8 protein-coding genes and 1 pseudogene are annotated in these 8,985 nt (G+C 69.8%); 5 read left to right on the forward strand and 4 right to left on the reverse strand.

The genetic code is table 11. The features are described from left to right. Both EIO58_RS07975 and EIO58_RS07980 read right to left on the reverse strand, forming a co-directional pair. Positions 1 to 1,216: chorismate-binding protein (locus EIO58_RS07975; protein ID WP_205789180.1), on the reverse strand; the 1,216-nt coding region annotated here is incomplete at its 3' end. Positions 1,217 to 1,381: 165 nt separating this feature from the next. Continuing rightward, entirely contained in the window at positions 1,382 to 2,614 is a 1,233-nt protein-coding gene (locus EIO58_RS07980; protein ID WP_127819079.1) for a low temperature requirement protein A, read from the reverse strand. Positions 2,615 to 2,750: 136 nt separating this feature from the next. Here EIO58_RS07980 and ispG point away from each other — a divergent pair, with 136 nt between their 5' ends. From ispG to EIO58_RS07995, 3 genes are read left to right on the forward strand one after another with little or no spacing between them, the layout of a single operon-like run. Then, positions 2,751 to 3,881, forward strand: coding sequence for a flavodoxin-dependent (E)-4-hydroxy-3-methylbut-2-enyl-diphosphate synthase (ispG, locus tag EIO58_RS07985; RefSeq protein ID WP_127819083.1), 1,131 nt, complete (start codon positions 2,751 to 2,753; stop codon positions 3,879 to 3,881). A gap of 9 nt (positions 3,882 to 3,890) precedes the next feature. Then, positions 3,891 to 4,736: an aminoglycoside phosphotransferase family protein gene (locus EIO58_RS07990; RefSeq protein ID WP_240658640.1), complete on the forward strand. Its 846-nt coding sequence runs from the start codon at positions 3,891 to 3,893 to the stop codon at positions 4,734 to 4,736. 47 nt (positions 4,737 to 4,783) lie between these two features. Next, a complete protein-coding gene (locus EIO58_RS07995; RefSeq protein ID WP_240658641.1) occupies positions 4,784 to 5,239 on the forward strand; it encodes a DUF6176 family protein in 456 nt (151 codons plus the stop codon). Positions 5,240 to 5,399: 160 nt separating this feature from the next. On the opposite strand, the gene EIO58_RS08000 is transcribed toward EIO58_RS07995, so the two are convergent. Further along, complete coding sequence (locus EIO58_RS08000; RefSeq protein WP_127819080.1) at positions 5,400 to 6,995, reverse strand: HNH endonuclease signature motif containing protein; 1,596 nt, start codon at positions 6,993 to 6,995, stop codon at positions 5,400 to 5,402. 177 nt (positions 6,996 to 7,172) lie between these two features. Here EIO58_RS08000 and EIO58_RS08005 point away from each other — a divergent pair, with 177 nt between their 5' ends. Both EIO58_RS08005 and EIO58_RS08010 read left to right on the forward strand, forming a co-directional pair. Next, positions 7,173 to 7,697: a hypothetical protein gene (locus EIO58_RS08005; RefSeq protein ID WP_127819081.1), complete on the forward strand. Its 525-nt coding sequence runs from the start codon at positions 7,173 to 7,175 to the stop codon at positions 7,695 to 7,697. 230 nt (positions 7,698 to 7,927) lie between these two features. Beyond that, positions 7,928 to 8,506 (forward strand): hypothetical protein, encoded by a 579-nt coding sequence (locus tag EIO58_RS08010; protein ID WP_205789181.1) that lies wholly within the window; start codon positions 7,928 to 7,930, stop codon positions 8,504 to 8,506. A 17-nt stretch (positions 8,507 to 8,523) separates the two neighbouring features. Here EIO58_RS08010 and EIO58_RS08015 read toward each other — a convergent pair. Beyond that, positions 8,524 to 8,985: pseudogene (locus tag EIO58_RS08015) on the reverse strand (RNB domain-containing ribonuclease); the annotation flags it as partial.

Consider the following 8,985-nt stretch of genomic DNA (forward strand, 5'->3'; position numbering starts at 1 on the left):
CCGCGCCGTCGCGCGGCACCGCGCCGATCGCGCCCAGCACGCCCGCCGCCTTGCCGTGGGTCTCGCCGACCTCGCCGTACGGGTCGGAGTGGCGCACGAGCGTCGCGCCGACGGGCACCCGCAGGCGTCCGTCCTGCAGGTACGCGGTGCGGATGAGGATCGGCGCGTCGAGGTCGTGCGTCGGCTCGCCGGCCTCGGGATGCGGTTCCGCGAAGTCATCGACACGTCGGGGAGGGCGCGGCGTGAACAGCGCTGCGACGCCGGAGTAGTAGCCGCGCGGCGACCGCTCGTGCCGCGCGATCACGGTGCACGCGTTCTGCATCGGCGACCCGGTGACGGTCGGCGCGAACATCGTCTCGCGCAGGATGTCGCGCGGATCGAGCCGACTGCGCCCGCGCAGCACGTACTCGGTGTGGGTGAGTCGCGACATCTCCTTCAGGTGCGGGCCCGTGATTCGGCCGCCGTCGGAGCACACGGCGCTCATCATCTTGAGTTCCTCGTCGACGACCATGAAGAGCTCCTCGGTCTCCTTCGTCGACTCCAGGAACTCGGTGAGCGTCTCACGGGTGGCCCCCCCGTCGGGGTGGCGGAACGTGCCCGAGATCGGGTTCATGGTCACCACGCCGTCGCGCGAGCTCACGTGGGCCTCGGGGCTGGCGCCCACCGCGACGTGGCCGGGCGTCACGACCGCGAACGTCCAGTACGCGCCGCGCTCGTGCTCGAGGAGTGCCCGGAACCACGTCAGCGCCGCGGTCGCGGCATCCGTCGGCACGCCCGCGGCGAAATCGCGGCGGATGACGAAGTTGGCGCCCTCGCCCCGGCCTATTTCGTCGGCGATGACGCGGCGCACGATGTCGGCGTACTCGTCGTCGGAGATGTCGAAGCCGGGGTCCTCGAGCGGGATCGCCGTCGTCGGCAACTGGGCCAGCGCCTCGTCACGCGGGATCGCGAACCGCTCGTCGACGATCAGGCAGCGCAGCGGAGCGCCGTCGTCGTGACATTCGAACCCGCGCTCACGCACCTGCCGGAACGGCACGAGCGCGAGGACTTCGCGCGGCGTGCCGTCGTCGGCGGTGAGCGGGATGTCGCCGAGCAGGTCGACGTCGGCGACCTCGCCGGCGAGCAGCTCGACGGTCGCGCCGTCACGGGCGATGAGGGCGAACGGGATGCCGCGAGCGGCGATCTCGCGAAGCGAGGGGTGGGCGGGCCCGGTCATGGCTGTGGTTCTTTCGTCGTGGGGAGGCATCCCTTACGAAAAGAAGACCGCCCCGGAGGCGGTCTGAGTCGCGCGAAACCCACCGCCTATGCGGTGAGCCACCAGGACAGGTGCGCGGACATGCGCCGAACCTACCACAGCGCGACCGCGGGTCGCCGTCCGCCGTCAGCGGGTGGCGCGCTCCAGCATCTCGGCGCCGTGGCGCCAGCCGACCGTCTCGTACCCGACCACCACGACGGCGGGCGAGCACGCGATGAGCAGCAGGGCCACCCCCATCGAGGCGCCGAGCGACGCCGCCAGGAGGCTGGCGGCCAGCGCGCCCACCGACCCCAGGTAGAGCCAGACGTGGAACGGATCGAACTGCATGACGGTGATGGCGTAGATCCCGAACAGGAACGTCTCGTAGACGAGCACGGGGACAGCGATGCACAGCACGGCGAAGGTGGCGTCCACATGGGCGTGGTCGGTGATGACGTTCGCCGCGACGTGGAGTCCGGCGCCGACCGTGACGAGCGAGCCGAAGATGAACAGGTGCAGATAGCCCCACGGGAACCCGCGCCAGCGATGATGCTTGAGCACCTCGCCCCACGGGATGGCGAAGTAGTTCCACCACATGCCGAACGCGAGCGCCGTGCCTCCGAAGGCGACGAGCCCGGCCTCGACCGACCAGCCGTCCTCCTCGATGACCGCCGAGATCGCGAGGATCGTGCCGAGGATCACCTCGCCGAGCGTGATGATCACGAGGAGGCCGTAGCGCTCGGCGATGTGGTGTGCGTGCCAGGGCGTCGGGCCATACCGCTTCTCGGCGAAGAACGGCCCCGCGAGCTCGAACAGCGCCAGGAGAGTCGTGAAGACGAGCGTGATCCCGAGCGGCAGGTTGAGGAAGATCAGGGCGATCCACCCGACCTGGGCGATGGAGACGTTGACGGCGTAGGCCATGCACGTCTTGCGACGCTTCTCGTCGTGCCGCGCGGCGCGGACCCACAGCGCGATCGTCGCGATGCGCATGACCACGTACCCGGCCACCATGACCGTGTTGTCGAAGATGTGGCCCTCGTCGATCGAGTGGAACACGTCGGGCACGCCGAGGGCGACGATGAGAACTCCGACCATGATGATGAGCGTCGCGATGCGGAAGAATGCGTCGTCGGTGTCGTACGCCGAGGCGAGCCACGAATAGTTGATCCACGCCCACGTGACCGCGAACGTCGAGAACACGATGCCGAGGAGCGCGGTCGAGACGTGGCCCAGCTCGAGATAGTGCGCCGCCTGCGAGCCGATCTGGCTGAAGGCGACGACGAACACGAGGTCGAACAGCAGCTCGAGGGGAGTGGCCCCGCGGTGCGCCTCGTTCGGGTCCCGGCCGGTCATGCGTCCGAGGTGATGGCTCAGGCTCATGGCGGGAAACATACACCGTGCGCCGGACGCAGCGGAGACGGCGGATGCCTCGGCTTCGGCATCCGCTCAGCCTCCGGCCAGCCTCAGCCCGGGACTCGCGCGTAGGCTCTATGCCGTGCCAGCCGTGAATCTCGGGATGCCGAAGGTCCCTGAAACTCTCGCCCCCCGTCGCAAGAGCCGTCAGATCAAGGTCGGCAAGGTGCTCGTGGGCGGCGACGCGCCGGTGAGCGTGCAGTCGATGACGACCACGCCGACGACGAACATCAACGCGACGCTGCAGCAGATCGCCGAGCTCACCGCGTCGGGCTGCGAGATCGTGCGCGTGGCCGTGCCCTCGCAGGACGACGCCGACGTGCTGCACATCATCGCGGCGAAGAGCCAGATCCCGGTGATCGCCGACATCCACTTCCAGCCGAAGTACGTGTTCCAGGCGATCGACGCCGGCTGCGCGGCGGTGCGCGTGAACCCCGGCAACATCCGGCAGTTCGACGACAAGGTGGGTGAGATCGCGGCGGCGGCCAAGGCCGCGGGCGTGTCGCTGCGGATCGGGGTCAACGCGGGCTCGCTCGACAAGCGGCTGCTCGAGAAGTACGGCAAGGCGACCCCGGAGGCGCTCATGGAGAGCGCCGTGTGGGAGGCGTCGCTGTTCGAGGAGCACGACTTCCACGACTTCAAGATCTCGGTGAAGCACAACGACCCCGTCGTGATGGTCAAGGCGTACCGGCTGCTCGCCGAGCGCGGCGACTGGCCGCTGCACCTCGGTGTGACCGAGGCGGGCCCGGCGTTCCAGGGCACGATCAAGTCGGCGACGGCGTTCGGCATCCTGCTCGGAGAGGGCATCGGCGACACGATCCGCGTCTCGCTGTCGGCCCCGCCGGCCGAGGAGGTCAAGGTCGGGCACCAGATCCTGCAGTCGCTGAACCTGCGCGAGCGCAAGCTCGAGATCGTCTCGTGCCCCTCGTGCGGCCGCGCCCAGGTCGACGTCTACACGCTGGCCGACAACGTGACCGAGGGCCTCAAGGACATGACCGTGCCGCTGCGCGTGGCGGTCATGGGCTGCGTCGTGAACGGTCCCGGCGAGGCGCGTGAGGCCGACCTCGGCGTCGCCTCCGGCAACGGTAAGGGACAGATCTTCGTCAAGGGCCAGGTCATCAAGACCGTGCCCGAGTCCGAGATCGTCGCGACCCTCATCGAAGAGGCGAACCGTATCGCCGAAGAGATGGGTCCGGCGGCGCCGGTCGGGACGGCGCAGGTCGTCACCTCCTGAGGTCGGGGCGTGGATCGCCTCTCCGTGGCGCAGCGGACGCGCCTGGCCGAGTGGATGCCGGGTGCCGAGGTCGTCGCCGATCTCAGCTGGAACCTCGTCGACACCGTCGTGCTGCATGTGCGCGATCGGGGGAGCGACGCGATCGTCAAGGCGGCCACGCCGGAGGACCACCACTTCGTTCGCGAGATGGAGGCGTATGAGTCCGGTGCGGTGAGCGTCTGGAGCTCGACCGGGCATGCCCCGCGGCTTCTGCACGGCGACCGCGACGCACGCATCCTCGTCGTCGACCGGTTGCCGGGAGAGCTGGCGTACCGCACGGGCGCCGCGACCGACCCCGCGGTCCACCGTCGCGCGGGCGAGCTTCTTCGCGCGTTCCACGAACAGGCGAGCCGCGCTTCGGAGGGGACGGATGCCGCGGCCACTCGCCGCGCCCTCGCCTGGCTGGACTCGGCTCACGCGATCGCGCCCGAGGTCGAGGCGAGGCTGCGCGCGGCTCTCGCCGAGCTGCCGCCCGTGGAAGCGCCGCTGGTGCCGACGCACGGAGACTGGCAGCCGCGCAATTGGCTGGTCGAGGGCGACGAGCTGCGGGTGATCGACTTCGGGCGCTTCGCGTTCCGGCCCGCGGCGACTGACTTCTCGCGCCTCGCAGCGCAGGAGTGGCGGGCCGCGCCGGAGTGCGAGGAAGCCTTCTTCGCCGGGTACGGCCGTGATCCGAGGCATCCGTCGCATTGGCTGCTCATGCGGATCCGTGAGGCGATCGGGACCGCTGTCTGGGCACATCAGGTGGGTGACGCGGAGTTCGAGGCGCAGGGGCATCGGATGATCGCGGAGGTGCTCGCCGCCTTGGACGGCTGACGCGGTTGCGCACGTGATCGTGCAAGCCAGAGTGGCAGAGTGGTGCCATGGCTGACGACGTGGTGCCTCGAATCCCGTTCCGCCCCGCCCCGCGCGACTTTGCGGGGTTCATGATGCCCGCGACCGTTCCCAGCGGATTGCGGCTGGAGCTGAGCCGCGCCCGGATCAGGGACGGCATGGAAGGCGAGCTCGACGAGTGGATGGCGATGCTCACGGCGCGATACGACGAGTGTCTCGAGACGCTTCCGGCCGAGCGGGCGGTGTTCGAGGCGACGTTCCGGCATCGCGAGGCGGATGGGTCTGTGTGGATCTACCACTTCGCTCTGATGGGTGAGGACGGCGGCGGGCTGGACGAATCCAATCCGGTCGACGCCGATCACGCCGCGTTCAGCCGTCGTGTGAAGGAGCCGGGCTGGGAGGAGATCGAGCCGATGTTCATGCTGACGCCGCGCCATCTCCGTGCGGCGATGGAGCAGTGGGGCGAGACGGGACGAGCGGAGTAGGCGCCGCGAGCGGAAGCGCAGCGGCGGCGGAAGCGGGTCGGTGGCGGCGGGGCGCAGCGGCGAAGCCCTCGGCGGTGGGCGCTGGAGTTCGTCTGGACGTCAGGCGGCGGGGCGCGGCGGCGAAGCCCTCGGTGGTGGGTGCTGGAACTTCGTCGGGACGTCAGGCGGCCGGGCGGAATCTTCGGGGTGGAGGTTGGAGGTCCCCGAAGGCGTAGCGGCGTGCGAGCCGGATGGGCAGTGCGATGGGCTCGCTGCCGTCCGGCGCATGGAGGAGGAAGTCGTCGGTGCCGCGGCGGGTGATGCGCCAGCCGCCGTGGTGCAGTTGCATGTGGTGGAAGCGGCAGAGCAGAATGCCGCGGTCGATATCGGTGCGGCCGCCCTCGGCGTAGGGGTCGATGTGGTGGGCCTCACAGTAGGACGCGGGACGGTCGCAGCCGGTCCAGCGGCATCCGCCGTCGCGTACGGCGAGGGCGAGGCGCTGCTTCGACGTGTAGAGGCGTGCCTCCCGGCCGAGGTCGAGCGGGTTGCCTTCCGCATCGAGGGTCGCGGTGCGAGCGCCCGCGTCGCACATGTGCTGTGCGATCAGCCAGCCCGGGAGGGAGGCGTCGGTGTCTTCCAAGACCGCGACGGCGGGCCGGCTCTCGAGCGATTCGCGGTGGGCTGCGGCGGTGGCGATGATCCGCACGCCCGGCTGCCGCGTGCTGAACACCGCGTCGGCTTCGGCGACGGCTCCGGCGCGCAGGACGTCGATGACGAGGTCGTAGGCGAGTTGGTCGTTGGTGCGCGGGTCCGTCGCGAGTTCGTCGGCCCGCTTCTTCTCTTCGGGGTCGACGAACCGTGGCCCTCCGCGGCGCGGGCGCAGCGCGCTGTCGATGACGGTCTGGATCCAGGCGCCGCCCTCGTCGTCGAACGTGAACGAGCCGCGGCGGGTGCCGTCACGATCGATCCACGTGCGGAATGCGCGCGCCTCGAACCGCTCCTCGAATCGCCGTTCCGCGCCGACGGGGTCGAGCATGTCGCGGATACAGCGCGCCGCCGACGCCAACTCCTCGACCGTGCGCACCGCGGCTTCATCGATCAGCTGCGTTGCGGCGGACGCCCACGCCGCCGCGAATTCTTGATTCGTGATCTGTTGCGCAGACAACTCGTGGGCGGTCGCGTCTTCGGGAGTCGCATCGGGGCCGGCGGCGCCTTCCGTGGTGAGCACCGGAACCGGCGGTTCACCGAGCCCGCGGAAGATCGCGTCGTGCTGCGCGGAGGTGAGGGCACCGGTCATGAGCCCGTCGCCGAGTACCGCATGCCAGGGCCGCTGATGTGTCGGAGGGGACGTCGGCGCGGCGCAGGCTGCATCCGCGACGCCGCCCGTCGGTTCTGCGGTGTCGGGACCCGACGCATCATCGCGAGTATCGCGGATGCCGGCCGCGAGTGCCTCACCGAGTCGCACTTGCTTGGCGGCGTCGGCGCGTCTCGTGCCGGTGAGGTCCTGAATCAGTGACACGGGGGAACGGTGCCCGCGCTTCTGTGCCAGCCCGTCGTGACCGGCGTCGCGAGTGGATCGCTCCGCCACCGTGCCCGATGCGGCGATCCGCAGCGACTCCGCCCCGCGCAGCAGGACGCTGGCCTGTGCGATCACCTCGACCACCGCCTCGTCGGGAAGCCGCCGGACCGCACTGGGCACGGCGATGCCGTCGAGGTCTTCGCCGACCACGCGGCTGAGCGCGTCGAGCGCCGCTTGCAGATCGGAGAAGAACGTCATACTTCATGCTCTCAAGGACCTCCGACATTCGAATATCTGTTCCCTGCCATCCGGGGAGAACCTCTGGTCACGGATTCATAACGGTTCGTCAACGCGGCAGGCGGTGCTCGGCGGTGGACGTCTCGGGCCTGTGGAAAACTCGCGGCCACCTGCCGGAGCGCCGGTTACGTTGGTCGGGTGATCCTGCGAGCAACGACGGCGGCCGTTCTGTTGGCGGCGTCGGTCATCGCGTTGACCGGATGCCTCGGCTCGGCGCCCGAGCCGGCACCCACGCCGACCGCGGTGTTCTCGACCGAGGAAGAGGCGTTCGCGGCGGCAGAGGAGACGTACCGCGCGTACATCGATGCAGTGAACGCGCGGTATTCGGATGCGGGGTCAGACCCCGATCCGCAGTCGTTTCTCGTCGGTTCGGCGCTTGAGGATGACTTAGAGGCGATTCGATCCTTCGAGGAGTTGGGCATCCGGATCGAGGGCGAGAGCTCGATCCTGCACATCGCGGCCGTTGTGACTGATCCTGTAACGGGCGATACGCAGATCGACGTTTGCCTGGACTCCTCGCGGACTCGAGTGGTCAACGCATCTGGTCAGGACGTAACAATGCCGGGCCGCGACCCACGCACCTCGCTCCGGGTCGCCCTAGTCGTTCTCGGCGACCCGATGCTGATAGAACGTAGCGTCACGTCGGAAAGCGACGAATGTTAAGACAGGCTGTCGTCACGCTCGTACTCGTCCTTGCTGGCTCGGCAGGCTTCTCAAGTCCGAGCGGAGTCTCGACGGGTTGCACTCCAGCTCTTGCCGCGACTGGTGTCTGCAACTGGTCGACCGCCAACAGCGGGACGGACGTATCTGTCGGCCTCGAGCAAAACTACGACGGTGCCAACGACTCCAGCGGCCCGCAAGCCGCTCCCGGCGCCCAGCCTCCGGCCCCCACGATGCCGCTCGAGCCGACGAATCAGATGCCGTGCGACGCCCCCGCCGAGCGCTGCGAGCGGCCCGACCTGCCGGCCGAGCCCGTCGATCCCGGCTTCCCGGAGGTGACGCTCGCCGACCTCGTCTCGTTCCGGCCCGCCACGCCCACCCTCGGCGGCGAGCCGGCAGGGTTCGGGGTCGTGGGCATGCCCGCGAACTTCGTCGCCGGCGCCTCCGCGCAGCAGCTCGCCGGAGTCCTGCTCGGCTTCCCCGTGACCGTGCGGTTCACTCCGACGGCGTACGTGTTCTCGTACGGCGACGGCTCGACGCTGCGTGCGGCGTCCGGGGGGACCTCATGGGAGGCATCCGGGGTCGCCCAGTTCACTCCGACGAGCACCAGTCACGTCTATGCGGAACGCGGGACCTACGCGACCGGGGTGACGATCGAGTACGCCGCCGCGGTGGACTTCGGCACCGGATGGCGCCCGGTCGATGGCGTCGTCACCGCGCGTTCCGCCGACTACCCCGTCCAGGTCGTCGAGGTGCGCATGGCGCTCGTCGACCGCACCTGCATCGAGAACCCCCGCGGCCCCGGCTGCTGACGCACCGCAAGAGCCGGTCAGTGCACGGGCTCGAACGCGAGGGTCCCGGTCCGGATGCTCGTGGCGAGCAGACGCACGCGCACCTCGCTGCCGGGCTCGCCGAAGATGCCGTCGACGGATGCCTCGACCGCCGGATCGGCGAGCTGGATGCGCGTGTGCGACGTGTTCTGGGCGAGCACGACGGCCTCGAACTCGTCGCCGACGCGATCTGCGAGCACGGCGGCTTCGATCCGGTCGATCGCGCCGGAGTTCAGCCGTCCGGCGAGCCCGCTGCTCGTCGCCATGATCCGCGGCAGCTCGCCGAGAGACGATCGCACCCACCCGGGAGCCTCGTCGCCCGCCACGAGCGCCTCGCAGACGAGCAGTCCCCAGCGATCCACCAGCCGTCGCAGCGGAGCGGTCACGTGCGCATAGGGCGCCGCGAGCGCGGCCTGGATCGGCTGCGCCGGCGGCTCGTCGTCGAACGCCTCGTACCCCGC

The sequence above is a fragment of the Microbacterium sp. CPCC 204701 genome (genome assembly GCF_004010105.1).
Classification (GTDB): domain Bacteria; phylum Actinomycetota; class Actinomycetes; order Actinomycetales; family Microbacteriaceae; genus Microbacterium.

Bases quoted from the DNA above. Each gene is read 5' to 3' on its own strand.
- EIO58_RS08000 (WP_127819080.1), bottom strand. From the start codon at position 6,995: ATGACGTTCTTCTCCGATCTGCAAGCGGCGCTCGACGCGCTCAGCCGC.
- EIO58_RS07980 (WP_127819079.1), bottom strand. From the start codon at position 2,614: ATGAGCCTGAGCCATCACCTCGGACGCATGACCGGCCGGGACCCGAAC.
- EIO58_RS07995 (WP_240658641.1), top strand. From the start codon at position 4,784: ATGGCTGACGACGTGGTGCCTCGAATCCCGTTCCGCCCCGCCCCGCGC.
- ispG (WP_127819083.1), top strand. From the start codon at position 2,751: ATGCCGAAGGTCCCTGAAACTCTCGCCCCCCGTCGCAAGAGCCGTCAG.
- EIO58_RS08010 (WP_205789181.1), top strand. From the start codon at position 7,928: ATGCCGCTCGAGCCGACGAATCAGATGCCGTGCGACGCCCCCGCCGAG.